Source organism: Streptacidiphilus sp. MAP12-16 (assembly GCF_041262165.1).
Lineage (GTDB): Bacteria > Actinomycetota > Actinomycetes > Streptomycetales > Streptomycetaceae > Streptacidiphilus.
This window is the reverse complement of the sequence record NZ_JBGCBY010000022.1, coordinates 41,959-68,134: the sequence shown is the minus strand read 5'-3', so window position 1 is coordinate 68,134 and position 26,176 is coordinate 41,959. Positions and strand designations below refer to the sequence as shown.

General features: G+C 71.3%; 15 protein-coding genes. 7 read left to right on the top strand and 8 right to left on the bottom strand.

What is annotated here, in order from left to right; translation table 11 throughout:
• Positions 1-168 precede the first annotated feature (168 nt).
• Positions 169-2,802 carry an aminopeptidase N gene (gene pepN / locus ABIA33_RS26375; RefSeq protein WP_370085009.1) on the top strand — a complete coding sequence of 878 codons (2,634 nt, stop codon included), beginning with the start codon at positions 169-171 and terminating at the stop codon, positions 2,800-2,802.
• Positions 2,803-3,103: 301 nt separating this feature from the next.
• Positions 3,104-4,900 (top strand): PQQ-binding-like beta-propeller repeat protein, encoded by a 1,797-nt coding sequence (locus tag ABIA33_RS26370; RefSeq protein WP_370085008.1) that lies wholly within the window; start codon positions 3,104-3,106, stop codon positions 4,898-4,900.
• 220 nt (positions 4,901-5,120) lie between these two features.
• Here the strand turns inward: ABIA33_RS26370 and ABIA33_RS26365 are convergent, their stop codons facing one another.
• The 6 genes from ABIA33_RS26365 to ABIA33_RS26340 form a co-directional block, all read right to left on the bottom strand.
• The gene (locus tag ABIA33_RS26365) at positions 5,121-6,251 is read right to left on the bottom strand and encodes a cation diffusion facilitator family transporter (RefSeq protein ID WP_370085006.1); all 1,131 of its coding nucleotides are present in this window, start codon (positions 6,249-6,251) and stop codon (positions 5,121-5,123) included.
• A gap of 148 nt (positions 6,252-6,399) precedes the next feature.
• Complete coding sequence (locus ABIA33_RS26360; protein WP_370085004.1) at positions 6,400-7,806, bottom strand: S8 family serine peptidase; 1,407 nt, start codon at positions 7,804-7,806, stop codon at positions 6,400-6,402.
• Positions 7,807-7,906: 100 nt separating this feature from the next.
• A complete protein-coding gene (locus ABIA33_RS26355; protein WP_370085002.1) occupies positions 7,907-9,328 on the bottom strand; it encodes a WXG100 family type VII secretion target in 1,422 nt (473 codons plus the stop codon).
• Positions 9,329-9,365: 37 nt separating this feature from the next.
• A complete protein-coding gene (locus tag ABIA33_RS26350; RefSeq protein ID WP_370085000.1) occupies positions 9,366-9,677 on the bottom strand; it encodes a hypothetical protein in 312 nt (103 codons plus the stop codon).
• A gap of 189 nt (positions 9,678-9,866) precedes the next feature.
• Entirely contained in the window at positions 9,867-10,667 is an 801-nt protein-coding gene (locus tag ABIA33_RS26345; RefSeq protein ID WP_370084998.1) for a ZIP family metal transporter, read from the bottom strand.
• Positions 10,668-10,786: 119 nt separating this feature from the next.
• Positions 10,787-11,431, bottom strand: a complete 645-nt coding sequence (locus ABIA33_RS26340; protein ID WP_370084996.1) for an alpha/beta family hydrolase — start codon at positions 11,429-11,431, stop codon at positions 10,787-10,789.
• A gap of 173 nt (positions 11,432-11,604) precedes the next feature.
• On the opposite strand from ABIA33_RS26340, the gene pepN (ABIA33_RS26335) reads away from it, so the two are divergent.
• Positions 11,605-14,202: an aminopeptidase N gene (gene pepN / locus ABIA33_RS26335; protein WP_370084995.1), complete on the top strand. Its 2,598-nt coding sequence runs from the start codon at positions 11,605-11,607 to the stop codon at positions 14,200-14,202.
• A gap of 46 nt (positions 14,203-14,248) precedes the next feature.
• Here the strand turns inward: pepN (ABIA33_RS26335) and malQ are convergent, their stop codons facing one another.
• Positions 14,249-16,510, bottom strand: a complete 2,262-nt coding sequence (malQ, locus tag ABIA33_RS26330) for a 4-alpha-glucanotransferase (protein ID WP_370085094.1) — start codon at positions 16,508-16,510, stop codon at positions 14,249-14,251.
• 407 nt (positions 16,511-16,917) lie between these two features.
• Here malQ and ABIA33_RS26325 point away from each other — a divergent pair, with 407 nt between their 5' ends.
• The gene (locus tag ABIA33_RS26325) at positions 16,918-21,027 is read left to right on the top strand and encodes a beta-N-acetylglucosaminidase domain-containing protein (RefSeq protein ID WP_370084994.1); all 4,110 of its coding nucleotides are present in this window, start codon (positions 16,918-16,920) and stop codon (positions 21,025-21,027) included.
• A 121-nt stretch (positions 21,028-21,148) separates the two neighbouring features.
• Here the strand turns inward: ABIA33_RS26325 and ABIA33_RS26320 are convergent, their stop codons facing one another.
• A complete protein-coding gene (locus ABIA33_RS26320; RefSeq protein ID WP_370084993.1) occupies positions 21,149-21,718 on the bottom strand; it encodes an HNH endonuclease in 570 nt (189 codons plus the stop codon).
• 316 nt (positions 21,719-22,034) lie between these two features.
• On the opposite strand from ABIA33_RS26320, the gene ABIA33_RS26315 reads away from it, so the two are divergent.
• The 3 genes from ABIA33_RS26315 to ABIA33_RS26305 all read left to right on the top strand — a co-directional run bounded on the left by ABIA33_RS26315 (position 22,035) and on the right by ABIA33_RS26305 (position 26,108).
• Positions 22,035-23,117 (top strand): mechanosensitive ion channel family protein, encoded by a 1,083-nt coding sequence (locus tag ABIA33_RS26315; RefSeq protein WP_370084991.1) that lies wholly within the window; start codon positions 22,035-22,037, stop codon positions 23,115-23,117.
• A 256-nt stretch (positions 23,118-23,373) separates the two neighbouring features.
• A complete protein-coding gene (locus ABIA33_RS26310; protein WP_370084990.1) occupies positions 23,374-24,570 on the top strand; it encodes an ROK family transcriptional regulator in 1,197 nt (398 codons plus the stop codon).
• 173 nt (positions 24,571-24,743) lie between these two features.
• Entirely contained in the window at positions 24,744-26,108 is a 1,365-nt protein-coding gene (locus ABIA33_RS26305) for an extracellular solute-binding protein (protein ID WP_370084989.1), read from the top strand.
• Positions 26,109-26,176: the final 68 nt, after the last annotated feature.

Genomic DNA, 26,176 nt, shown 5'->3' with positions numbered 1-26,176 from the left:
CCGACCGCCCGTCCATTCCCAGGTTCGTTCCCGTATCTCGGAAAGTCGGTGGCCCATGAAAGGATGCGCGGGAACCAGCGGCGCCGCGACCCGGTAGCTCAGCGGTTCGACGGCCGGGACCCTCACCCGGCTGCACGAGGCAGCAGTGCAGTAGTAGGGAGTACCGCAGTGCCCGGGACCAATCTCACCCGCGACGAGGCCCGCGAGCGGGCCCGCATCCTCAGCGTGGACGGCTACGAGGTTCACCTCGACCTGCGCTCAGCCGTACAGCCGGTGGCGGAAGGGCAGGGCGCCGGCAGGTTCGGCTCCCGTACGGTGCTTCGGTTCCGCTGCTCCGAGCCGGGTGCCGACAGCTTTGCCGACCTGCTGGCCCCGGCCGTGCGCAGCGTCGTACTCAACGGCCGCGAACTGGATCCGGCCGAGGTGTTCGACGGCTCGCGGATCGCCCTGGCCGGGCTCGCGGAGACCAACGAGCTGGTGGTCGAGGCGGACTGCGCCTACAGCCGTTCAGGTGAGGGGCTGCACCGCTTCACCGACCCGGTGGACGGTGAGACCTACCTCTACACCCAGTACGAGCCAGCCGACGCGCGACGGGTATTCGCGACCTTCGAACAGCCCGACCTGAAGGCGCCGTTCACCTTCACGGTGACCGCGCCGGCGCACTGGGCGGTGTTCTCCAACTCCCCCACCGGTGGCGACCCGAAGACCACCGACGACGGCCTGATCTGGGAATTCACCCCGACGCCGAGAATCGCCAGCTACATCACCGCCGTCGTCGCCGGGCCGTACCACGTCGACCGCGACCACTACAGCCGGGTGCTGGCGGACGGCCGCCGACTGGAGATCCCGCTCGGCGCGATGTGTCGCAGGTCGCTGGCGCAGCACTTCGACTCGGACGAGATCTTCACGGTCACCAAGCAGGGGCTCGACTTCTTCCACGACGAGTTCGACTACCCGTACCCCTTCGGAAAGTACGACCAGGCGTTCGTGCCCGAGTACAACCTCGGCGCGATGGAGAACCCGGGCTGCCTGACCTTCCGCGAGGAGTACGTGTTCCGCTCCAAGGTGACCGAGGCCGCCTACGAGGGCCGGGCGAACGTCATCCTGCACGAGATGGCGCACATGTGGTTCGGCAACCTGGTCACCATGCAGTGGTGGGACGACCTCTGGCTCAAGGAGTCCTTCGCCGACTTCATGGGCGCGTTCGCGCAGGTGGAGGTGACCAAGTACGCCGCCGGATGGATCACCTTCGCCAACCGGCGGAAGGCGTGGGCCTACCGGCAGGACCAGCTGCCGACGACGCACCCGGTCACGGCGGACATCCGCGACCTGGAGGACGCCAAGCTGAACTTCGACGGCATCACCTACGCCAAGGGCGCGTCGGTGCTGAAGCAGTTGGTCGCGTATGTCGGGCGCGACGCGTTCTTCGAGGGCGCGCGGCGGTACTTCAAGCGCCATGCGTACGGGAACACCAGGCTGGCGGACCTGCTCGCAGTTCTGGCCGAGACGTCCGGACGCGGCGCAGACGCGATGGCCGAGTGGTCGCGCTCCTGGCTGGAGACGGCAGGCGTCAACGTGCTGACGCCGCTGCTGGTGACGGACGCGGCGGGCACCGTCACCTCGTTCGCGGTGCTCCAGGAGGCCGCGGAGTCGCATCCCGCGCTGCGCCCGCACCGGGTCGCGGTGGGGCTCTACGACCGGAACGAGCAGGGCGCACTGGTCCGCACCCACAAGGTCGAGCTGGACGTCGCCGCCGGGCCACGTACGGAGGTGCCCGAGCTGGTGGGGCTGCAGCGGCCGGCGTTGGTCCTGGTCAACGACGAGGACCTGACGTACTGCAAGATCCGCTTTGACGAGGCGTCACTCACGACGCTGCGGGAGGGGTTGGGGGACCTGGACGACCCGCTCGCGCGGGCACTCGCATGGTCCGCCCTGTGGAACCTGACGCGTGACGGACTGGTGCCGGCCCGCGACTACCTGGACATCGTGCTGCGCTTCGCCGGACGCGAGAGCGACATCGGCGTCCTGCAGTCGCTGCACCAGCAGGCCCAGACCGCGTTCGACATGTACCTCACCCCCGCGGCGCGAGCGGAGTGGGCGCCGCGGCTCGCCGAGGGCGCGCTGAGCGAGCTCCGATCCGCCGCACCCGGCGGCGACCACCAGCTCGCCTGGGCCCGCTTCTTCGCCGGTACGGCCGGTTCCGAGGCCGACCTGCAGCTGGTCAGCGGGCTGCTCGCGGGCAGCGCCCGGATCGACGGCCTGGACGTCGACCAGGAACTGCGCTGGGCGCTGCAGCAGACGCTTGCCGCGGCCGGCCGTGCCGACGAGGCCGAGCTCGCGGCGGAGCTGGCACGCGACGACACGGCGAGCGGCAAGCGGCTGCAGACCACGTGCCTGGCGGCCCGGCCCACGGCGGAGGCCAAGGCCGAGGTGTGGCGGCTGGTGGTGGATTCGGACGAGCTTCCGAACGCACTGGTCGAGGCACGGATCAGCGGCTTCCAGCAGGCGGACCAGCGGGAGCTGGTCGCGCCCTATGCTGAGCCCTACTTCGAGGTCCTGGAGAAGGTCTGGGGCGAGCGCTCGATCGAGATCGCCCTACGGATCGTCAAGGGCCTGTTCCCGCACCTGGTGACGACGGCGGCGACGCTGGAGCGTACCGACCTGTGGCTGGCCGAGCACGAGGGCGCGGCGCCGGCGCTGCGGCGGCTGGTGCTCGAGTGCCGCGACGACCTGGCGCGGGCGCTGCGCGCGCAGGAGCGGGACGCGACTGCGGCGATGGCGGAAGCGGCGGCAGCGGGCTGACGCTCAGTCGGAGGCGGCGGCAGCGGGCTGACGCTCAGTCGGAAACGGCGGCCGGGACACAGCGACGGAGGAGGGGTCCACGGGTGGCGCATGCTGCCCGGTGCGCCCCTCCCTCTACGATGTCCCGCGAGCGGACGTGTTTTCGATGAAGGGTGTGCGGGGGATGACAGAGAACCCATCAGGTCCTGGCGGCCCCCTGGACGGGCCACCAGTGGCGGCTGACGGGGCGTCAGCGGCTCAGGCGGTACCTCCGCTCCCGCCGCAGCAGAGCCATGCGCCGACCGAGATGTACCCGCCGGGCGTGCCCCAGCAGGCGGGCGGGGCGGCGTACGCGCCGACGCAGACGTACAACGCGGGCGGACCGCCGCACGCCCCGCAACCGCCGCACGCGCCGCACGCCGCGCAATCTCAGCGTGCCCCACAGCAGCAAGTGCCGCAGCAGGTGCCGGCCGGGCAGCCGCAGGCGGAGGGTGTCGCCTACGCGCCCACGCAGGCGTACAACCCGGGAATGCCGCCGCCCACCGCGCCCCCGCAGGGCGCGCCTCCGCAGGCCCTTCCCCCGCAGGCCGCCGCGTGGCCCGCTAACGGGGCGACGGGGGCCTACCCGTCGGTGCAGCACGGCGGCTACGGCTACCCCCAACCTGGCTACGCACCACCGCCAACGCAGACGCCACCGCCGACGCCGTTCGCACCCCAACCCGGCTACCCTCCGCAGGGTTACCCGCAGCAGGGCTACCCGCAGGGGGGCTACCCCCAGCAGGGCTACCCCCAGCAACCCGGCTACCCCGTGCCCGGCGCCCCCGGCTACGGCGGATACCCCGGCCCTGGCTACCCGCAGGCCGCCCCGAAGAAGAAGCTCGGCGGCGGCGCCATCGCGGGCATCATCATCGGTGTGGTCGTGCTCGCCGCCATCGCCGGCGTCACCGTGATGCTGACCGGCGGCAGCAGCAGTCCCGGCGGCAAGACCCTCGCGAAGGTCTGGTCGGTGACCGCGAACGGCTCCGAGGACCGGCTCGTCGGCTCGTGGCTTACCGGCACGACTCTCGTCCGCGCCAGCAGCGCCGGCGGAGTCGTCGCCTACAACGTCAGCGACGGCAGCAAGGCCTGGACGATCACTCCGCCGAGTGGTGGCTCCGTCCCCTGCGCCATCTCCCCGACGGTGACCACCGGTGGCATCGGCACCATGGCCTTCGGCACCGACCCGAACTCCTGCACCGTCTTCGCCGGGGTCGACTCCTCGACCGGCAGGATCCTCTGGACGATCCCGCTGACCGGCGCGGGCCACACCGTGGCGATGAGCGCCCAGACGTACATCCAGGGCTCGGTGGCGACGGTCGTGAGCGGCGGCGAGGCCGGGGGCTTCGACACCACGACGGGCAAGCGGGTCTGGCTCTACCAGCCACGCGGGCAGTACTGCAATGAGACGAACAAGGGGACGACGGGAGCCATCCTGGTCGACGACTACTGCGCCGACGCCAGCCCCGCCTACACCCTGAGCGCAGTAGATGGTGCCACGGGCAAGGTGCTGTGGCGCAAGACCGAGACCGACCACGTCAACGTCGACACCGTCCTTGGCGCCAACCCGCTTGTGGCCGCGGTGTCGAGCAGCGGCAACGAGACCGTCAACGTGTACGACGGCAGCGGCAACCCCAAGCCGCTCAATGTCTCGGGTGTCCGCCTGGACACGAGCTCCGTCTGGAGTACCAACGCCATCTCGCTCTCCGGGCAGACCATGGTGGTGCAGAGTGCTGACGACCTCAGCTCCAGCTCGGGCAGCACGGCAGGAAAGGTCGTCGCCTACGACCTCTCCACCGGCGACCCGCTGTGGACGTACAACGGCGAGAGCCAGCACGGCGCGGTCCTCGTGAACGCAGCGGCGGACGGCAAGCTCTACGCCCTGTCCACGGGCAGCTTCAGCGGCTCACCGCACTTCGTGTCGCTGGACCCGACGACGGGCAAGTCGACGGTCCTGGGCGCGCTGCCGTCCGGTACCAACGGCTGGACCTTTTCCGGCGGCGCGCTCTACACCACCCCGGACGGCGCGCTGATCTCACTGAGCGAGTACACCGGCGGCGACTCGGTGGACGTCTACAAGTAGTCGCCCACCGTCGCGGAGCACCGGGCGCCCAGTCGAGCGGCGCCCGGCCGCCCTGCCCCGACTAGCCCGCGGCGCGATCCGCGAGCGGCCGCCGACGTCGCGCGGTGTCGGCCAGCACCGGCGGGCGCCAGGCGCCGTCCGGCCGGTAGAGGTTGGTCCCGGGCGGCACGAGTCGACTCCAGGTCAAGCCCCGTAGACAGAGAGGGATCCTGACTGCGGCTCAGGCGGATGCGTGGTGCGCCAGCACGGCGTGCGGGTCGCCGGTGCGGGCGTCTCCGGGGTGGCCGGGGTGGCCGGGTGCGGTCGCCTCGGCGTGGCCCTTCTGCACCGTGTCGACAGTCACGGTGTCGATGTGCACTGTCGCGGCCGTGAGCCGGGGAACGGCGTGCAGCAGCGTGTGCTCGGCCTCGACGGCGACGGCGTGGGCGGCGACGACGGTCAGCTCGGGCGCGACGGCGATCTCCGTCTCGGCGCGCAACCCGTGCCCCACCCAGCGCAGCCGCACCGACCCGACCGCGCGCACCCCGCCGACCGCGCCGAGCGCTCCCTCCGCGGCATCCACCAGCGCCGGGTCGACCGCGTCCATCAGCCGTCGGAACACCTCGCGAGCGGCATCCCGCAGCACCAGGAGCACAGCGACGGTGATCAGCAGTCCGACCACGGGGTCCGCCTGACCCCAGCCGAGCGCCGTACCGCCCGCGCCCAGCAGCACCGCGAGCGAGGTGAACCCGTCGGTCCGTGCGTGCAACCCGTCCGCGACCAGCGCCGCCGACCCGATCCGCCGCCCGGTACGGATGCGGTAGCGCGCGACCAACTCGTTCCCGACGAACCCCACCAGCGCCGCAGCCGCGACGGCGGGGAGGTCGGTGGCGAGGCGCGGGTGCAGCAGCCGCTCGACCGCGGTGTACGCGGCAAAGCCGGCCGAGGCCGCGATGACCGCCAGCACGGCCAGCCCGGCCAGGTCCTCTGCGCGCCCGTAGCCGTAGGTGTACCGACGGGTGGGCGCGCGACGGCCGACCAGGAACGCTACGGCGAGGGGAAGCGCGGTGAGCGCGTCCGCGACGTTGTGCACGGCGTCACCGAGGAGCGCCACGGAGTGGCTGACCGAGGCGACCGCGAGCTGCACGGCAGCGGTGGCCGCGAGCACGGCGAGGGACAGCCACAGGGTACGGAGGCCGTCGGCGGAGGTGGCGAGGGCGCGGTCGACCTTGTCGGCGGAGTCATGGCTGTGCGGGGCGAGGACGTGCGGGAGGCGGAGCCGGGGGAAACGGCGGCGGGGGTGCGGGTGGTCGTGGGGGTGGTCGTGCTCGTGGTCGTGGCCGTGATCGTGGGTGTGCGGCTGCTGCTCCATGAGCCCACGGTGGCAGACGAATCCCCTTGCAGCCACTGCTGATCTACCAGCTCTGACCAGGTGCGACGCCTTTGCAGGAGCGGACTCCGGGCAGGTGGCGCAGAGCAGTTCGCACGCTCTCCGCGCCACCTGGACCAACCGCCGGCGGTCAGCCCTGCGGATTGCCGCCCCCGTAGGGAGGCTGCGGGGGCTGAGGCGGCTGTGCGTACGGGTTGTTCTGGTAGACCGACTGCTGGGGCTGCTGGTACGGCGGCTGATAAGGCTGCTGCTGGAAGGGTTGCTGCGGCTGGTACGGAGGCTGGTAGGCCTGTCCCTGCGCGCCCGCGCCCAGCGGCGGCTGCGGGGCATAGCCTCCAGGACCGGTTGGCCCACCAGGACCGCGCGTGTTCTTGTTCTTCCTCCACACGATCAGAACGATCACGACGAGGAGAACGATCAGCACCACGCCCCCGACCGCCGCGAACACGATCGTCCCGGACGACGACTTCGCGCTGCCACTCGCCAGCCCGGTCGCGGGCTGCGTCCCTCCCTGCGTCGGCGCAGCGGCCGCCGCCCCCGTCGCCTGCGGCAACGGCCCCGCCGCAGGCCCGGGGTCCATCGTCGCCCACTTGTCGAACTGGTTCGGCCGCGCGATGCCGTACCCCCAGTGCGGGTCATGCTGCGCGACCCCGGCCGGGAGCTTGGCACCCTTGATGATGTAGTTGACGACCTGGCCCTGCGTCAGATGCGGGTACGCGGAACGGATCAGGGTAGCGATGGCGGAGACGTACGCCGTTGCGTAGCTGGTGCCATCGTCTTTGTACATCTGAGCATCGCTGCCGGAACCGTCTCGAACGATGCCGACACCGGGCGCGACGACCGTGAGATGCGAGCCGTATGCGGACCGACCCCACAAGCTTGCATTTTGGTCGACAGCTCCAACAGAGATAACCCCGGGATAGGAAGCAGGATAATCATCCTCTTCCATTCCGGAATTTCCAGCTGCTGCCACCAACACAACGTTGTGCGCTTCGGCGTAGGCGACCGCCGCCTGAACGTCATCGGACTTCGAATAGACCGAGCCGAAGGACATATTGATGACGGAAGCACCGTGATCCACTGCATACCTGATGGCTAGTGAAGTGTGGTCCTTAGCGTGATCCGCGTCTGTCCCGACTCCCACGGGGAGAATCTTTGCGCCAGGAGCAAGGCCCATGATTCCGTCATCACCATTGGAGCCGTGTCCATGCCCGGCAATTAGGCTTGCGAGGCCAGTTCCGTGCCCATCGGCAGCATAGTCAGTTTGACCATTTCCTCCGTGGACGTAGTCGGTCCCCTGGAGCACCTGTCCGGTCAAATCAACATGAGTCGCGCGAACGCCGGAGTCGATGACCGCGACAGTGACACCCTTGCCCGTCGAGTGAGTCCAGACGTCCTTCGTGGCGCCGTACTCGGTCAACGGCCATTCCGCCGCCCGGGCTCCATCGTTCGCACTCGCCGCAGGCGCGGCCGACATGACCAAGGCCCCCGCCAGCACCGCCCCGCCCACCGCACGCAATGCTTGCGTGAAGCCCATGCAATCCACCTCGCTCGCTCAATACTGATGGCCCCACAGGTCACCCCTGCAGGGCCATCAGGACACTACTCGGTCTTCCATCGTCTCTTGCTGGCGGCCGCTAGCCGATCACCGGCGGGTTCGGCGTGGCGTCCTGCTCCCAGGTCTCCTCATCCTCAAGGAGGTACGCCGCACGACCCTTGCGCTTCTTCTTGTTGTTGCCGCGCCCGGCGCCGCCCATGCCACCCATGCCCATGCCCGCACCGGCGCCCTTGCCAGCACCTTCGCCAGCGGCGAGCTTCGCCTCATTCGCGGCCATCTCGCTGGCAGATTCGGTACTCCCTGCAGCGCCGCCAACCAGGCCAGCCTCCCCAGCCGCACCGCCCGCGAGGCCCTCGCCAGCGAGTCCGCCGGAAAGACTGCGAGCGTTGGCGCTCAGCCGACCTCCACCCCCAAGACCCATGCCACCTGCACCGCCGAACATGCCGCCACCATGGCCGAGGCCACCGGACCCAACGCCGCCAGCGCCGCCATAGCCGCCGCCACTGCCGTAGCCGCCGCTGGCACCTCCGCCGACACCAGTGGTCGGACCACCGTGCCCGTCGATCGTGCTGCCGGGGGGCGGGACAGGTGAAGCGCCCCCTCCTCCACCAAGTCCACCGCCGGGTGGGGGAACAGTGATCGGAGTCGTCTTAATCGGCGACTCTGGCATGTAGCCGCCGTGAATCGGCTTCACCGTGCCACTACCGCTACCAGCGCCGCCAGACAGGCCCGCATGTCCGGGGGATGCCGGGACAGTCCCCTTGGGCTGTCGCACGGGCGGTGGCGGTGGCGGTGGCTGAGGAGGCGGCCAGACTCCGCCGTTTCCCCCGCCTTGCTGCGGCGGCTGCATCTGCGCCGCAGCATTGTTGTACTTGGTCCCCAACTCCTCCATCACCACGACTGCCTGCTGATGCGCCTGCTCCAACGCGGACAACTGCGATCCGTCGTGCTGAACCGCCCAGTCCAACCCGTGCTGCGCCGCATCCTGTTTGAACTGCCAGTCCTGGCGCTCACTCGTCAGGGCACGAGACATCTTCGCCCACGTACTCGGCTCATGCGGCATCTTCGTTTGTGCCGTCGCTAGCGCGATTGCCGCATCCGAAAGTGCCGACGACGTACCGCTTGCGTACTGCGCACCGTTGGTCAGGCTCGTGTGCAGATCCTGTGCGTTCTTCTGGAAAGCGTCTGCAGTCGGGCCGGTCCAGTTCTGCAGACAACTGCTGACATGCGTGCCGAGCTCGTCGGCGGTGGCCTGCAAGGCCTGGTGGACGTTGGTCCAGCGGCCGGACACCGTGTGCATCGCGTTCGGATCCGCATCCGTGATCATTTTGCGGAGGCCAACAAGTCCGCCGGCCGTCTCGAAGTCCGTGGAGAACCCGCCCGCACCGGAATGCCCTCCGGCGTTGGCGGCCATCGCTTTCTTCCACTCAGCGTCAGCGTCCGCCTGCTGCTGCGCGAGGGAAGCCTGCAACTGCGCCTCGCCGTACCCGTAGTCGGTCACATCCGACCCCTCCCCCTAGCGTCCGTCGCCGTCGTCACTACTTGCCGAAGTTGCCAGCGGTGTTGGTTTCGTTCTGCGAATAGGTGTTGTGCACGTGGTTCGTCTTGTCCGCGAACTCTTGGATCATGGTCTGCAGCGTCTTGATCATCGCAGTCAGCGACGTCTGCATGGTGTCGTGCGCTGCGTGGAGCGTGCCGGCCTCGCCGAACGCCTCGGAGCCCACCTGCGTCCGCGTCAGAATGGTTTCGTAGTTGGCCTTGTTGTGGGTGTCGTTCATGCCGTCGACGACCCCCTGCAGCTTGCTGACCGTCGCCTTCAAGTAACCGAGGTCTACCTCGTACCCGCTCATCGTCCGCTCCCCGTTCCTTCGCCTACAGTGCCGACGCCGCCCCGAGAGGCGCACAAGCAGTTGACATCATAAGGAACACAACAAGTCTTCCGTAGACCCCCCTACCGGCCTCGGTGCACCATTCGCTGGATCCGCAGGTCAGTTGCAGAGGGACAGAGGGGGTGCAGCCGTGTCGCCGCGGCCGAGCGGTCAGGCGCCGGCGGCGGTCACTACCGCGTCGGTGACGAAGCCCAGGGCCACGCCGAGCAGGATGCCCCAGGTGACCAGTTCCTTCATGGCACTCCTGCGGGCGACCGCGAGCAACTCGATGACGACGTAGAGGATCGAGCCCGCCGCGAGGGTGAGGAAGCCGATGGAGAGGGTGTCGTTGGTGACGTGCTCGCCGACGACCGTGCCCAGGAAGGTCGGGCCGCCGCCGATCAGGCCGAGGAGGGCGAGGCGGCCCCAGGAGGGGCGGGTGCCCTCGGCGGCGAGGGGGGCGACGATGCCGAAGCCCTCGGTCGCGTTGTGCAGGCCGAAGCCGATGATGAGCAGGACGGCGAGCTGGAGCTCGCCGGAGGCGGCGGAGCTGCCGATGGCCAGGCCCTCGGCGAAGTTGTGCAGCCCGATGCCCACCGCGATCATCATCGACAGGGTGCGGAAGCGCGATCCGGTCCGCTGGGCCTCGCCGAGCTCGGTGACGGCCGCCGTGCGGCGGGCCATCCATGCGTCGAAGTAGACCAGGCCGACCAGGCCCACGGCGAAGCAGAGGAAGAACACGCCGCCGTTGCCGAACGCCGTCGCGTAGTGGTGACCGCTGAGCGCCACGTCGATCGGGGCCCAGGCGTGGTCGAGCACGTCCCAGAGCAGGAACACCAGGATGCCGATGGCGGTGGCGTTGAGCATGGCGCGCAGCCTGGGCATGGGCTTCTTCAGGCGGCCCAGGGGGAGGCCGAGGAAGATGGTGAACCCGGCGATGGCGCCCAGCAGCGCGATCTCGGCAGACGACACGGGGCGTCCCTTGAGTCAGATGGTCGGTGGTTCCGCCCAGGAGAAGTGCGGCGGGGTTAGGTTAGCCTCACCACGCTGACTGGCAACACGGCACCCCCCACCAGCCGGACGGCCCCCGCTCAGAGCAGCCCGAGCACCCACTCCCCCACAGCCTCCGTGATCTGGGCCAGCAGCGCGGCCGCGTCGATCGGCGCCGACTTGAGGACGGCGAACCCGTGGTTGCCGTACGGGAGCGCGAGCAGGCGTTGGTGCTGCGGCAGCTCGGGGAACTCCGCGCCGCTGCCGAAGGGGTCGGTGGCGCCCTGGACGACGAGGGTCGGCACCGGGCAGGCGAGGAGCTCGTCGGCGCGGCTGCGCTCCGGCTTGCCCGGTGGGTGCAGCGGGAACGCCAGCGCGAGGACGCCGACCGCGCCGGTCTCCGCCGCCGTGCGGCAGGCCACCCGCGCGCCGGCGCTGCGTCCGCCGACGACCAGCGGCGCGCCCGATTCGCGCAGCCGCGCCGCGACCGGCAGCCAGCCCACGTCGAGCGTCTTCGGAGCGGGCGCGATGCGCTTTCCGGCCACCCGCCAGGGCTGCTCGACCAGGGCGACCTCGATCCCGAGCGGCGGCAGGGCAGCGGCGAGTGCCTGCAGGTCGGGGACCTCGATGCCGCCGCCCGCGCCGTGGCCCAGGGCGAGCAGCGCCTTGGCGGGCCCGGACCTGCCCGCAACCGGGTAGGAGGTGATCCGGGCGTCCCCCGCGGGGGTACTGACGAGCGTGTGCATGAACACGACGATAGGCCGCCGGTGCCCACCTTCGACGGAGGCCGCCCGCGCCTCGTCGGTAGCCGCCTCGTGCAGTCGTCCGACGTGGGAGGATGCCGAGATAGCGAGCAGAGCGATCACCGCTGATCACCGCTGATCACCGCTGAGAGAACCCGACGAAGGAGTCACGCAGCGTGCCTGGCACCAACCTGACCCGTGAGGAGGCCCGTACCCGGGCTGAGCTCCTCCACGTGGACGCGTACGACATCGAGCTCGACCTGAGCACCGCCCGCGAGGGGGGTACGTTCCGGTCCACTACCGTGGTCCGCTTCACGGCCTCCTCTCCAGGCGCGTCCAGCTTCATCGACTTGGTCGCCCCGACCGTGCACGAGGTCGTCCTCAACGGCACCGCGCTCGACGCCGCCGCCGTCTTCGCCGACAGCCGGATCGAACTGCCCTCGCTGGCGGCCGAGAACGAGCTGCGCGTGGTCGCGGACTGCGCCTATACCAACACCGGTGAGGGCCTGCACCGCTTTGTCGACCCGGTCGACCAGCAGACGTACCTCTACACCCAGTTCGAGGTCCCGGACGCCCGGCGGGTGTTCGCGTCGTTCGAGCAGCCGGACCTCAAGGGGACGTTCCGGTTCACCGTCACCGCCCCCACCGGGTGGAAGGTGATCAGCAACGAGATCTCGCCCGAGCCGGAGAAGGGCGAGGCCGAGGGAACCGAGCTGCACCGCTTCGCGGCGACGCCGCGGATCTCCAGCTACATCACCGCGCTGATCGCGGGCCCGTACGTCGGCGTGTCCGACGAGTACGTCGGGCCGGACGGCGAGCAGCGGGTGCCGCTCGGCATCTACTGCCGCCCCTCGCTTGCGCAGTACCTGGACGCCGAGGCGATCTTCGAGGTCACCAAGCAGGGCTTCGACTACTTCCAGGAGAAGTTCGACACCCGCTACCCCTTCAGCAAGTACGACCAGCTCTTCGTCCCCGAGTTCAACGCGGGCGCGATGGAGAACGCCGGCGCGGTGACCATCCGGGACCAGTACGTGTTCCGGTCGAAGGTGACGGACGCCGCGTACGAGGGCCGCGCCGAGACGATCCTGCACGAGCTGGCGCACATGTGGTTCGGCGACCTGGTCACCATGGAGTGGTGGAACGACCTCTGGCTGAACGAGTCGTTCGCCACCTTCACCAGCATCCTCTGCCAGGCCGACGCGCCCGGCAGCCGCTGGCCGCAGGCGTGGACGACCTTCGCCAACTCCATGAAGACCTGGGCGTACCGGCAGGACCAGCTGCCCTCGACGCACCCGATCATGGCGGAGATCAACGACCTGGAGGACGTGCAGGTCAACTTCGACGGCATCACCTACGCCAAGGGCGCTTCGGTGCTGAAGCAGCTGGTGGCGTACGTCGGCCAGGACGCGTTCTTCGCCGGCGTGCAGGCGTACATGAAGCGCCACGCGTGGGGCAACAGCCGCCTGTCCGACCTGCTGGGCGCGCTGGAGGAGACCTCCGGCCGTGACCTCAAGGCGTGGTCGAAGGCATGGCTGGAGACGGCCGGGATCAACGTCCTGCGGCCGGAGATCGAGGTGGACGCCGACGGTGTGATGACCTCACTCGCCATCCGCCAGGAGGCTCCCGCGCTGCCCGCCGGCGCCAAGGGCGCGGCTGTGCTGCGCCCGCACCGCATCGCGGTCGGCATGTACGACCTGGACGAGAGCGGCGCGCTGGTGCGCAGGGAGCGGATCGAGCTGGACGTCGACGGCGAACTGACGTCGATGCCGGTGCAGGCGGGTCGCAAGCGCCCGGCGGTCGTGCTGCTCAACGACGACGACCTGTCGTACGCCAAGGTCCGCCTGGACTCCGAGTCGCTGGCGAACGTCACCGCGCACATCGCCGACTTCACCGACTCGCTGCCGCGCGCCCTCTGCTGGGCCTCCGCCTGGGACATGACCCGCGACGGCGAGATGGCCGCCCGCGACTACCTGGCGCTGGTGCTCAGCGGCATCGGACGCGAGTCCGACATCGGCGTGGTCCAGTCGCTGCAGCGCCAGCTGAAGGCGGCGCTCGACATGTACGCCGATCCGGCGTGGCGGGGCGAGGGCCTCGCCCGGTACGCCGACGCGGCGCTGGAGCTGCTGCGGGCCGCCGCGCCCGGCGGCGACCACCAACTGGCGTGGGCACGGGCGTTCGCCTCCGTGGCCCGCACCGACGAGCACCTCTCCGTGCTGGCGGGGCTGCTCGACGGCAGCGTCACCATCGAGGGGCTCGCCATCGACGACGAGTTGCGCTGGACGCTGCTGGAGCGGCTCGCCGCGACCGGTCGCGCCGACGCGGCCGCCGTGGAGGCCGAGCTGGTACGCGACAACACCGCCGCGGGCCAGCAGCACGCCGCGGCCTGCCTCGCCGCCCGTCCGACCGAGCAGGCCAAGGCCGATGCCTGGGCCTCGGTCGTGGAGGCGGAGACGCTGACCAACACCGTCCAGGAGGCGGTCGTCTCCGGCTTCGTCCAGACGGACCAGCGGGAGCTCCTGGCCCCCTATACCGCGAAGTACTTCGCCGCGGTCAAGGGCATCTTCGAGCAGCGGTCGCACGAGATGGGCCAGCAGATCATCGTCGGCCTCTACCCCTCGATCCAGGTCGAGCAGGCGACGTTGGACGCGACGGACGCCTGGCTGGCCGAGGCCGAACCGGCCCCGGCGCTGCGCCGGATGGTCGTCGAGTCCCGCTCGGGCGTGGAGCGGGCGCTGCGCGCCCAGGCGGCCGACCGGGCGGCAGCGACGCGCTGACGTCCAGACCGACCGGTCTGTCTCGCTTTCGGCCCCTGCCGCTCCGTCACCTCGACGGGGCGGCGGGGGCCGTCCCGTCGTCCGGCTCGTTCATCACCGCCGCCAGGGCCGCCGTGCGCGGGGACTGCGTCAGCTGTTCCAGGCCGACCGGTCTGCCTTCGGCGTCCGCGACCGGGAGGCGCCAGTTGGGGTATTCGCTGGAGGTGCCCGGGAGGTTCTGCGGCCGGGGGTCCCCCAGCGTGTCGGGCAGCCAGACTCCGACGAGTCTGGCCGGGGTGCGGAGCAGGTAGCGGTGCAGGGCGGCGACGGCCTCGGGGAGGACCTCGGGCCGATCGTCCCCCTCGACCGGCCCGGCGAGGTCCGCGGCCGGACCCTCCCCGTACGGCGACACCGACAGCAGTCCCTCGCGGGCGAGTTCGCCCAGCCACTCCTCGCAGTCCGCCTGAGCCTCGGCCTGCTCCTCGGCCAGCGGACGGGCGAGCAGGCCGAGCCGGTCGCGCAGTTCGACGTACTCGCCGCTGAGGCGAGCGGCAGTGCTGGGCAGGTCGTGGGTGGTGAGGGTGGCGAGGCACTGCTCGCGCCAGCGGTCGGGCGGCAGCGGCGTCCCCTTCGCGTCGTCGCTGTAGTCGCGTTCAAACCACAGCACGGAGGTGCCGAGGATGCCGCGGTCGGCGAGTTCCTCGCGCACGCCCGCCTCGACGGTGCCCAGGTCCTCGCCGATGACGACCGCCCCGGCCCGGTCCGCCTCCAGGGCCAGGACGCCGAGCATCGCCTCGTGGTCGTAGCGGACGTAGGTGCCCTCCGTGGGCGGGCGGCCCTCGGGCACCCACCAGAGCCGGAACAGGCCCATGACGTGGTCGATGCGCAGCGCGCCCGCGTGCCGGACGACGCCGCGGAGCAGCCCGGCGTACGGGGCGTACCCGGCGTCGGCGAGGGCGTCGGGACGCCAGGGCGGCAGGCCCCAGTCCTGGCCGTGGGCGTTGAAGGCATCCGGCGGGGCGCCGACGGAGATCCCGGTGGCGAGGACGTTCTGCAGGGCCCAGGCGTCGGCGCCCTCGGGGTGGCAGCCGACGGCGAGGTCGTGGATCAGGCCAACCGTCATGCCCGCGTCGCGCGCGGCGGACTGGGCGCCGGCGAGTTGCTCGTCGACCAGCCAGGACAGCCAGCGGTGGAAGTCGACCCGGACGGCGAGCTCGGCGGCGGCGCGGCGGACGGCGGCGCTGCCGGGGTCGCGCAGCCCGGCCGGCCAGGAGCGCCAGGCGGTGCCGTGGACCTCGGCGAGGGCGCACCAGGTGGCGTAGGCGTCCAGGGTCCGGCCCTCGCGGCGGACGAAGGCGCGGTAGGCGGCCTCGCGGCCGGGGCTGCGCGGTACGGCATGAAGGATCGTCAGCGCCTCGTGCTTGAGCGCCCAGGTGGCGTCGCGGTCGATCAGTCCGTCGTTGAGCAGCACGGCGTCGCGCAGGGCGGCACCGCGCTGGGCGAGGGCGACGACCCGGTCGCGGTCGGCGGGGTCCAGGTACGGGTACTCGGGGACGGCCTCGACGCGGAGGTGGACAGGGTCGGCGAAGCGGCGGGAGGAGGGCCGGTAGGGGGAGGGGTCGCTGGCGTGGCCCGGTGTCGCCGGGAGGCCTGCGTGGAGCGGGTTGACCTGGACGAACCCGGCGCCGTGGGTGTGGCCTGCCCATTGCGCGAGGTCGCCGAGGTCGGCGAGGTCGCCCATGCCCCAGGAGCGCTGGGAGAGGACCGAGTAGAGCTGGGCCAGGAAGCCCCAGCTTCGGGACGGCACGTCCGCGAGGCGGGCCGGGGCGACCACGAGCGGGACGGCGGAGGCGCGGTCGCCGAGGCGGGCGCAGAGGGTGTGCCGCCCCGTCGGCAGGTCGGCCGGGATGCGCCCGCGGTCCAGCGTGCGGGAGTGGTCGAGACTGCGCCCGTGGTCTGCCGTGCGCCCGTAGTCCCGCGTGCGCCCGTGGTCCCGCGTGCGCCCGTGGTCCGCCGTGCGCGCGGGCGCCGCCTCGAGTTCGATCCAGACCTCCGCCTCGGCCGGGACGGTCAGGTCGCGGCTCTGCCCGGCGCGGGTGACGACGCAGCGCGGGAGGAGGCGGGCGGCCGTGCGGTGGTGCAACCTGTCGAGCGCGTCGGCGGCGCTCTGCGGGGTGGAGGCGTCGATGTCGAGGGCCGCGAGCACCGCTACCAAAGTGTCGGCGCGGATCGCGACGGGCCCGTCATGGGCCTCGAAGACGGTGTCGACGCCGTAGGCCCGGGCGAGTTCGACCAGCACGGGCGGCGGTGCCTGTCCCTCCGGCGACATGGAGGGGCCGGCGGACGGATGGGAAGCAGTGGCCACAGGGGCTCCTCGGCGCTTCGACGCAACGTGGATAGCGGGACGGTCGCACGGTCGCTCTGTTCGACGGGATCGACGTTCGCACACGGTTCGACGGTTTCGCGGTCGAACAGGCCGAGTTGCCCCCGCCGCCGTTCCTCCTACCCCCGGGTGGAGTGTGCCGACACCGCCCGATGGGGTGGTCGCGGGTAGCCCGGACCGACTGCGGAGGGGAGCACCGTGGCCGATCGGGCGCCGCGGAACACATCGGCGATACCTGGACTCATCGGACATAACGCCCTGTGCATACCGGCTCGTTGACAGTGAACACGCCTCTCTGATGGTCTTAGCGCCTCGGCTCATCTTTTGACTGATCACAGGCACCAGGAGACCGCGTGGACCACCGGCCTTCCCTCCCCGCCACCGTCGGCAGCGGCCTTCGACGGCAGTTGGAGCACCGCTCCGCACTGCATTCAGTGATCTACTCCGGCCCCGCGCTCAGCGCGCGCCGCACGGCTGCCCGTACCGTGCGACGGCTGGCGCCGGAGACGGCGGACCGGCTGATCGCCGAGTTCAAGGGCACCGAACCGCTGCTCGCGCGGGTACGCCTGTCGGCCGCGCGTACGCACCGCCGTGGGGCGGCGCTTCGCGCCAGCGCGGCGCTGACGGTAGCGGCGGTGGTCGGCGGGATGGTGACCGGGACGCAGGGAGCGTGGGCGGCCGCGCCCCGGCAGGGGCAGGCCACGGCCGGGGCGACGGGCAAACCGGGCGCCGCCGCAACCGCCAAGGCGACGGGAGCGGCGGGCGGGACCGGCGCGGCGGCGGGCAAGGTGACCCTGCCTCAGATCTTTCCCCGCCCTCAGACCGAGGAGGGGTACGGGCAGGACGTGACCGTACCCGCGCTGGTGACCCTGGTCACCGCGCCGAAGGCCGACGCCGGAGCCGTCCTGGCCGTGCGCGAGGCGCTGAGGGCAGCCGGTGCGCAGCAGGTCGACGTGTCACCGGTGGAGCCGACGGCCGCGCCGGGCGGGCTCACCGTCTACGTCGGCGGGCTGGCCGAGGGCGCGGGAGGTGCGGCGGACCGCGCGCTGCGCGGGCTGGCCGCCGCCGGGGGGACGGAACCTCCGCTCAGCCCGGCCGGGTTGCCCGCGGGCGGCTACGTCCTCGCGGCCGGTCGGATTCCGGTGACCGGCGGATCCTCCGGTGCGGTGGTGCTCGCCGGGGTGGACGCGGACGGCACGTTCAACGCCGCGCAGTCGCTGCGGCAGCTGGTCGTCGGCGGGCCGCACGGCGGAGTACTGCCGGGCGTACGGGTGACGGACTGGCCGACGACCGCGGTGCGCGGAACCGAGGAAGGTTTCTACGGCACACCGTGGACCGCTCAGCAGACCCTCTCCGAGGTGGACTTCCTCGGTCGCACCAAGCAGAACTACTTCCTCTACGCCCCGGGCGATGACCCCTACCGCAGCTCCCGCTGGCGTGACCAGTACCCCGCCGACCAGCAGGCGCAGCTGCGGGCCCTGGCCCAGGAAGCGGCGCTCAACCATGTGACGCTTGGATACGCCCTGACGCTCGGCGGGTCCGTCTGCTTCACCTCACTGAAGGACCAGGACGCGCTGGTCGCCAAGCTGGAGTCGCTGTGGGGCCTGGGCGTGCGCTCCTTCCAGCTGCAGTTCCAGGACAGCAGCTTCGCGCACTGGCACTGCATGGCCGACTTCCGCAAGTACGGAAAGGGGCCTGCCGCGATGGCCCGGGCCCAGAGCGACCTGGTCGACATGGTCATCAGTCGCTTTCTCGACACGCACCCCGGCGCGGCCCCGCTGACGCTGCTGCCCACCGAGTACTACCAGGACGGAGCGACTCCGTACCGCACGGCGCTGGCGAAGGCACTGTCCCCTTCCGTGCAGGTCGCCTGGACCGGCGTCGGCGTGCAGCCCTCCGCCATCACGGCGGCTCAGGTGACCGCCGCGGAGCAGGCGTTCGGGCATCCCCTGGTCACCCAGGACAACTCCGCGGTGAACGACTCCGCCCCGGGCCGCCTCTATCTCGGCCCCTACCAGGGCCGGGACGCGACCGTGGCGACCGGCTCCGCGGCACTGGTCGTCAACGCCATGCAGCAGCCGATCGCTTCCCGGATCCCGCTGTTCACCTCGGCCGACTTCGCGTGGAATCCGAACGCGTACGATCCGCAGGCATCCTGGCAGGCCGCCACCCGTAACCTGGCGTCCGGGCAGCCCGAGGCGGCGGCGGCGCTCGCGGCGCTGGCGGGGAACAGCGCCTCCCCGGCGCAGGGCGCACAGTCGGGGCAGAGCGCACAGTCGGGGCAGTCGGATCAATCGGGGCAGTCAGCGCAATCGGGGCAGTCGACGCCGCAGTCCGGACAGTCGGCGCAGTCCGGAGCGAGCGGCCAGCCGGAGTCCGCGTACCTGCGTCCGCTCATCGCCGACTTCTGGTCGACCCTCGGACGGCCCGACGCCGCCGCCGCGCTGCGCGCCGCGTTCACCACCATGGCGCAGGCACCCACCACGCTCGCCTCGGCCGCGCTGCCCGCGGCCGACGGCGGGGCGCTGAGCGGCGAGGACGCCTCCTGGCTGGCGCAGCTCTCGGCCTACGGTCAGGCCGGTCAGGCGGCCGTGGACATGCTCACGGCGCAGCGCGCGGGCTCGAGTGCGGCGGCCTGGAACGACCGGGTGCGGCTGCGCGGGCTGGTCCAGCAGTTGGCCCAGTCGCAGGTGAGCGTCGGTGCGGGCGTGCTCGACGGGTTCCTCAAGCGCGCACTCGCCGCGTCGAACAGCTGGGCCGGTATCGGCGACACCCCGGTCACTCCGACCACGACCATGACCACCGCCCAGGACCACGACCCCTCGCTGATGGTCGACGGTGCCGAGAGCACGTTCTACTGGAGCGGCGCGCCGCCGCAGGTCGACGACAGCGTGGGTCTGGACCTGGGCAGCGCGCAGCCCGTGGGCGAGGTCAGGGTGGAGATGGGGGCGGGCCCGGACTCGCCCACCGCCGCCGACGACTACCTTCATGACGCCGTGCTCGAGTACTCGACGGGCGACGGCGGCTGGCACCGGATCGCGGCGTACCACGGCCAGAAGACCGTCGACGCGATGCTCCCGGCAGGCACCGTCGCCCGCTATCTGCGGCTGCGCGCGACCGCGACCCAGACCAGCGCGGTGGCGGTGCGCGAGTTCACCGTCACCGCTCCGAGCGCGACCAGCGCGACCGTCAGCGGCGGCCCGGTCGGACAGCCGGGCTTTCCCGCCTCCAACGTGACCGACGGCGACCTCAACACCGCCTACCGGGCGGTCGCCCCGCCGCAGGCGGGCGACGCGCTGACGGTGGCGCTGGGCGCGGCGCGCCCGCTGAACCGCGTGGTGGTGCTCACCGACCCGACCGTTCCCTCGGCGGGCTGGGTGGAGGTGTTCCAGGCCGGGAAGGGCTGGGTGAGGCTCGGGGCGCTGCGGGACGGCTACACCGAGCTGCCCACCGACGCGAAGGTCCCGGTGGACCAGATCCGGCTGGTCTGGGCGGCGGGCGGCCCACCGCCTGTGGTCTACCAGGTCGTGCCCTGGTACGCGGACGCTCCGGTGGCCGCGCTGCAACTGCCCCGGCAGGAGCTGGACGTCGAGATCGGCGGCGCGCCGACCACACTGTCCGGGGTGCTGCAGGCGCTCGGGGTGACCGGCGCGTCCGGCACGCTGAAGGCAGAACTGCCGCCCGGGCTCAAGAGGTTGGCGATCACGACGCCCGGCGCGGTGACCCTCCCTCGCGGTGGCCGGCTCGCGGTGCCGCTGAGCTTCACGGCGGCGGCTGGGACCGTCCCCGGGTCGTACATCGTGCCGATCAGCTTCACCGCCAGCGGTCACGCCGTCAGCCAGACGGTGCAGGTGCACGTCTATCCACGCACGGCGGGTCCGGACCTGGCGCCGGCCGCGACGGCGACCTCCTCGGGCGACGAGACCTCCGCCTTCCCGGCGTCGAACATCAACGACGGCGACCCGGCGACCCGCTGGTCCTCGCCGGCGAAGGACGACGCCTGGGTGCAGCTTCAGCTGGCCCAGCCCGCGACGCTCGGCGAGGCGGTGCTGCACTGGCAGGACGCGTACGCGGCGCAGTACCGCATCGAGACCTCGGCGGACGGCGTGAGCTGGACCACGGCGACGACGGTGCTGAACGGCCAGGGCGGCGACGAGACCGTGCACTTCAGCGCGACGAACGTGCGCTTCGTCCGGATACAGGGCGTCCAACGGGCGACCCGCTTCGGCTACTCGCTGTTCGGCGTCGAGCTCTACGCCGTCGCTGGACCAGCGGGCACGGCGGGTTCCCCCGGCACGACGAGCACTCCCCCGCCCGCGGGCGGCTCGCCGGTCACCACACCGGCACCCGGGCCGACCGGCATCCCCTCGGCGACGCCCGCGCCCACCGGCACGGCCGCACCCGGCGCCTCGTCCCCGCCGCCGGCCTCGGCGACCACTCCCCCGCCTGGCCTGGTCAGGTGAGCGCCGGAACGCCGCCGGAACGCCGCCGGAAACGACAGCACCCCCCGGTTCCCGCTGGGGCGGGTCGGAGGGCGATGTTCGCTGCCGCGTGCTGGGCCCGGGCCGAGCATCCTAGGGCGACCTAGGCGGAGAGCTGTTCGGCCGGGGCCTCCCTTGGAGGGACGTCGGGGGCGACGTGGGAGACCTCCTCCCGGGAGCCGTAGGGCTCCAGGTAGGGGCGCCAGCGGGGGTCGCGGTGGCCGGTCCCGATGATCCGCCAGGCCAGGCCGGTCGGTGGGGCGGGCGGGCGCTTCATGCGCCAGCCGAGGTCTGCGAGGTGGCGGTCGGCCTTGACGTGGTTGCAGCGGCGGCAGGCCGCCACGACGTTGTCCCACTGGTGCTGGCCGCCCCGGCTGCGCGGCACCACGTGGTCGACGCTGGTTGCGACGCCACCGCAGTACACGCACCGGCCCCCGTCGCGAGCGAACAGCGCGCGGCGGGTCAGCGGAACGGGACCACGAAAAGGGACCCGCACGAAACGGGTCAGTCGGACGACGGACGGCGCCGCGAGGGCGCTGGTTGCGCTGTGCATGAGTACCCCGGAGTCCTCAAGGCTGACTGCCTTCTTGTCGAGGACGAGAACGAGGGCGCGGCGCATCGATACGACACCGAGTGGCTCGTACGATGCGTTGAGGACCAGGACATGCGGCACGAAGGCCTCCCTATACGCCGACGGCGCGTGGCTCGCGCCGGGACGAGCACGCAGTCCGGGTGGACTTCGTGCCGGTCACACATGAATCGCTTGGCGATCTCCTCACAGTGTCGCCGCAGGCTTCCCCGCTGCGCCAGCAATCCAGGAGAACAGGGCCGGTGTGTCCTGCCCCACATCCTTATTGCCCCGGATCTTCCGCTGTTGCACTTCCGGCCTGACGGGCGAGGGTTCTTCGTACACCTGAGCGACCCTCGGATGCGGCGCGCTTGGGGCTCGGTGCGTCCGAGACGGCATCAGGTCTCGGTAGGGTGTGCTGATGGCTACGCAGACTCCCACCCCCAGCCCGTCGCTGACCGCGGCCACGAACAGTGCAGGTCAGGCCGTCGGTTACCTGAGCAGCCACTGGGAAGCCTGGGTCACCGGCACGGTGAAGATCCTCTTCATCATGGCGATCGCACTGGTGGTGCGCGCCGTGATCCGCACCATGATCAGCAAGATGGTGACCCGGATGGCCCACGGCCGCGGGGACCACCACCAGCCGGCGCTGATCGCGGGCCTGCTCGAGAACGCCGAGCGGCGCAAGCAGCGCTCCCAGGCGATGGGCTCGGTGCTGCGCAGCGTCGCCTCGTTCATGGTCATGGGCACGGCAGCGCTGACCGCGCTCTCGGTGCTGGGCATCAACCTCGCGCCGCTGCTCGCCAGCGCCGGTGTGGCGGGGGTGGCCATCGGCTTCGGCGCGCGCAACCTGGTCACCGACTTCCTCTCCGGCGTCTTCATGATCCTTGAGGACCAGTACGGCGTCGGCGACCAGATCGACACCGGAGTGGCCTCGGGCACGGTGCTGGAGGTCGGCCTGCGGGTGACCAAGCTGCGCGGGGCGAGCGGCGAGATCTGGTACATCCGCAACGGCGAGGTGAAGCGGATCGCCAACATGAGCCAGGGCTGGTCGACGGCCACCGTGGAGATCCCGGTGGGCTACCACGAGAACCTGGCGCTGGTGGAGGAGCTGATCCTCGGCGCGGCCGAGGAGATGGCCAAGGACGAGCCGTGGAGCGAGCTGCTCTGGGAGCCGGTGAAGGTGCTCGGCGTGGACTCGCTGGGCGTGGACTCGGTGGTGGTGCAGGTCGCCGCGAAGACCATGCCCGGCAAGGCGCTGCCGGTCGCCCGCGAGCTGCGGCGGCGGATCAAGGCGGTGCTGGACGAGGGCGGCGTCAGGATCGGCCCGGTAGCGGCCCTGCCCGCGGCCCGGACGGCGGACTCCACAGCGTCGGTCGACGTCGCCGCCCCCTCGGCGCTGGGTGACCCCATGTCGGCGCAGTCGCGTTCGGCCGCGCCGATACCGCTAGCGCAGCAACTGCCGCAGCCCGATCACGAGCAGGACCACGGGATGAACAAGTAGGCCTCCGCCTCCCGAAAAACTGCCCCCAGAACACCCACAGCCGCCCCTGCCCGGATCCCCGGGCGGGGGCGGCCTCGTTCCCGGGAGGTAACGCTTCGGTTGCCGACTCCGCCGAGCGCCGACAGGCCATTGACAGCCTCTTCCCCGAGGCCGTACGTTCCTGCTCACCGTTAGGAAAGTTTCCTATTAGTTCAGATGCGGGACTGCTGGATGATATCCCCCGACATCGAGAGTCCGGCGTGAGGAGTTGAGGGCGATGACCGCCGCAGGCAACGGAAATCCCGCACAGCCTGGCACCCCCAGCCTCCTGCGCGCCATCAACGACCGGGCCGCGCTGGAGCTGCTGCTGGAGCAGGGCCCGCTGTCCCGCAGCCAGCTCGGCGGGCTCACCGGCCTGTCCAAGCCGACGGCGTCGCAACTGCTGGCGCGGCTGGAGAGCGCCGGTCTGGTGGTTCCCGTGGGCACCACCGCCGGCCGCCCCGGTCCCGGTGCACAGCTGTACGAGATCAACCCCGAAGCCGCCTTCGTCGCCGGACTCGACGTCAACCCGGCCCGGATCCGCGTCGCCATCGCGGACATCACCGGCCAGGTCGTCGCCGAGTACCGGCACGCCACCCCCGGCCGCCAGGCCACGGGGACCGTCGAGCGGGTCCGCGAGGCCGTGGACGCCGCCGCCAACGCCGCCGGTCTCGACCGGAGGGTCCTGCGCCAGGTCGTGATCGGCACTCCGGGCGCCATGGACTCCAACTCCGGCAAGCTCCGCTACGCCCCCCACCTGCCGGGCTGGCACTCGCCCCGGCTGCTGGAGGAGCTGACCGAGGGGCTCGGCGTCCCGGTGGCCCTGGAGAACGACGTGAATCTGGCGGCGATCGCCGAGCAGCGCGTCGGCCAGGCCCGCGGCGTGGACAACTTCGTCCTGCTCTGGGTCGAGGACGGCATCGGCGCGGCCATCGTGCTCGCCGGGAAGCTGCACCGGGGCCACACCGGGGGCGCGGGCGAGGTCGGCTACATGCCGCTGCCCGGGGCCCCGCTGGTACGCAACGTCCGCCGGGAGAACTCCGGCGGGTTCCAGGAGCTGGCCGGCGCCCCCGCCGTGCTGGCTCTGGCCAAGGAGCACGGTATCGGCGCGAGGACCGCGCCCGAGGCCGTGACCAGGGCTGTCGAGGCAGCTGGACGGGGCGACGACGCCGTCCTGACCGCGCTGGCGCGACGGCTCGCGACCGGGCTCGCCGCGATTGTCGCGGTGGTCGACCCGGAGCTGGTCCTGCTCAGCGGCGACATCCCCCAGGCGGGCGGCGAGCCGTTGCGCGCCCTCGTCCAGGAGGAACTGACCGGGCTTGCCGTGCCCCGGCCGCGCCTGCTCATCAGCACCGTCGAAGGCTCACCGGTGGTCGTCGGCGCCCTGCAGGCGGCGCTGGCCACCGCCAGGGAGAGCGTCTTCTCCACCCACTGAGTCCACTCGCTCAGTCCACCCGCCGAGTCCACCTGCTGAGCCAGAACCGCACCACAACCCCATACCTCCCCGGACCGGCGCCCCGCGCCGGAGCCGTGGATCAGCACACCCCGAAGCACGACACCCGCCCCGCCGCGCCCGGCTCGTCCTCACTACCGCACCGGAGGAATCCCGTGACGACCTCTCCCTCCCGGAGAATCCGCAACCCGCGCCTCGTTCGCGCCACTGCGACGCTCGCCTGTACCGCCGCCCTCGCGCTGACCGCCGCCGCCTGCACCGGCAGCGCCAACAGCGGCTCCCAGGGAACCGTGGGCAGTGCGGACAAGCCGGTCACCATCACCTTCTGGCACGGCTGGAGCCAGCCCAACGAGCTGAAGGCGATCAACGACAACATCGCCGGCTTCGAGAAGGCCCACCCCAACATCCATGTGAAGGCCGTCTCCAACGTCTCCGCCGACACCATCACCCAGGGCATGCGCGCCACCGGCGCGGCGGCCCCGGACGTGATCTCCGACTTCAGCACCACCGACGTGGGCAAGTTCTGCGGCACCGGCTCCTTCATCGACCTGGGCCCGATGCTGACGAAGGACGGCATAGACGCGGGCAAGACCTTCCCCAAGGCGATGCTCGACTACACCCAGTACAACGGCAAGCAGTGCACCCTGCCGTTCCTCGGCGACGCCTACGGGCTGTACTACAACAAGGACATGTTCGCGGCGGCGGGCATCAGCAGCCCGCCGAAGACCCTCTCCGAGCTGGCCGCGGACGCGGTCAAGCTGACCAAGGGCGACGGCTCGCAGCAGATCGGCTACGTGCCGCTGTACGACTACTACGAGCAGAACACCGGCTACCTGGCCGCCCAGTGGGGCCCGAAGTACTTCGACGCGAGCAACAAGTCCAACCTGGCCGGCGACCCCTCCTTCGCGGCCATGATGGCCTGGAACAAGGGCCTGGTCGACAAGCTCGGCGGCTACGCCCACCTGGAGAAGCTGCGCACCACCTACGGCGACGAGTTCACCTCCAACGCGTTCGACAAGGGCAAGGTCGCGATGCAGATGGACGGTGAGTGGCGGATCGCCAACCTCACCCAGGACGCGGTGAAGTTCCAGTGGGCCACCGCGCCGTTCCCGGTGCCGGACGACCAGGTCGCCAACTACGGCCGCGGCTACCAGACCGGCACCGTCATCGGCATCAACCGCAACAGCCAGCAGCAGTCCGCTGCCTGGGAGTTCGTGAAGTACATGACCACCAACACGGACGCCGTGGTCAGCTTCGCGAACGCGATCGACAACGTGCCCAGCACCTTCGCCGCGCTGCAGTCGCCGAACCTGAAGCTGCCGGCCACCTTCAAGACCTTCCTCGACGTGGCCAACAACCCGAACTCCAACACCCAGCCGGCGACCGCCGACGGTGACGGCTACGTCACCACGTTCCAGCAGTTCGGCCTGGCCTTCCAGTCCGGCAAGCAGACCGACCTCACGGCGGGGCTCAAGGCCACCGACACCACCGTCAACAACGCCATGGCCCAGGCGAAGTAGCGGAACCCCAGGTCCTCGGCCGGGAGCGCCCGCAACCGCTTGGCGCCCCCGGCCGGGCCCGCCCCACC